At 31.8% G+C, this 1652-nt stretch carries 1 protein-coding gene; it reads right to left on the minus strand.

Features of this window, described 5'->3' with window-relative positions; translation table 11 throughout:
* Positions 1 to 90: 90 nt before the first annotated feature.
* Positions 91 to 1446 carry a potassium transporter TrkG gene (locus Q1A60_RS21440; protein WP_300008493.1) on the minus strand — a complete coding sequence of 452 codons (1356 nt, stop codon included), beginning with the start codon at positions 1444 to 1446 and terminating at the stop codon, positions 91 to 93.
* Positions 1447 to 1652: the final 206 nt, after the last annotated feature.

A 1652-nucleotide genomic window follows, 5' to 3' on the forward strand; every position in this document is an offset into this window, starting at 1 on the left:
AAATAAGTTTCCATAGAGAGGCTTAGAATCAGTCGTTTTTACTAAAATTACGGACTTGTGCAACGGTTACCATTGTTGTATGCCGTTTTTTTAAACTGCTAAGTCATCCTCTATTTGCACATCATTATCTTCTTTTTTCCTTTTTAATAAGGCGAATCCAAAGGTTAAAACACCAACACGACCAACAAACATTAAAATTATAACTAAGACTTTTCCAATTTCAGTTAAACCTCCTGTTATTCCAGTGCTAAGTCCAACTGTTCCTAAAGCAGAAGCTACTTCAAATAAGATTCTTTCAAATTCAAATTGCTCGGTGTAAGTCAAAAGAAAAGTAAAAAGAAAAATTATACTCGTGTAGAGAATGAATGTTGAAGTCGCAACATAAAGACGTTCAAATGGGATAAGGCGTCCTAAAAACGAAATTCGCTTTTGTCCGAACAACCTACTTTTAAGTACCGAAATCATTGCTGTGAGAGTTGTTATTTTTAAACCACCAGCTGTTCCTGAGGGCGAGGCACCTATATACATCAAGAATGTGACGAATAATAAGATTGGTAAACTTAATCCACTGGTTGGAATAGTATTAAACCCAACAGTTGTCATAGCAGTCATAGCTTGAAAAAATGATTCAGACAATTTAGAATCAGAGATTTGAATGCTTGGCTCTGTTATGTAAACAAGGCAAGTGCCTAAAAACAAAAGAAAAATAAACCCATTGATTACAATCTTAGTCGTGAATGAAAGACTTTTTGATTTTCGTCTTATTCTATACCACAAATCAGTTATTACGATGAAGCCTAGAGACCCTGCAATAGCTAGTACAGATATGATTGTGTTTATGAAATTGTTGTCATTAAAATCCTCAAAACTATTATTAAACAAGCCAAATCCTGCTGTGCAAAATGCTGAAACACTGTGAAATATTGAAAACCATAAAGCTTTAAATGTTTCCATCCCAGTTTGTTTAAATGCAATATAGAAGCAAATCGCACCTAAAGTTTCCATTATAACAGTGAAAATCACTACGCTTTTAATGAAGTCTTTGATTTTTATTGTTTTAGGAAGAGTAAATTCTGCGCCTATTAATTTGTTGTGCCAATGAGTTATTCTTTTAGTTGTAAATAATAGGTAATAAGTTGTCAAAGTCATATATCCAATTCCACCAATTTGGAATAAACCCATTACAATAAATTGTCCAAAAATATTGTACGAATCAAATACACTAACGGTAACCAGGCCTGTTGTAGAAATAGCTGAAGTAGATATAAAAAGATTATCAAGAATTCCGACATTGGTTTTGTGAAATAGTGGAATAGATAATAGTCCAAAACCTACTAACGTGTAAAGAAAAAATCCCCAAACTAAATTCATTTGTGGCGATTTACTAACTTGGAATTTTTTATACCAAATCAAGAATTTTTCAATTATGTTTTTTTTATCTGTCATTATTTTTTTAAATGGCATACAACGGACTTGTGTATGAAACGTAGTGTGTAAAAAGACACTAACTTTTCAGTCTAGCACAGAGCCGAATTTTTATATTTTGTTTTTAATTTTCTCTTTTTAAAAGCCAAATTAAAAATTTGGCGGACTCTCTAAATATACACAAAACTTTCGTTTAAACACTTATTAGCTATGTTTTATAGCATCGA

It is taken from the genome of uncultured Dokdonia sp., from assembly GCF_947492535.1.
In the GTDB taxonomy this organism is placed as follows: domain Bacteria; phylum Bacteroidota; class Bacteroidia; order Flavobacteriales; family Flavobacteriaceae; genus Dokdonia.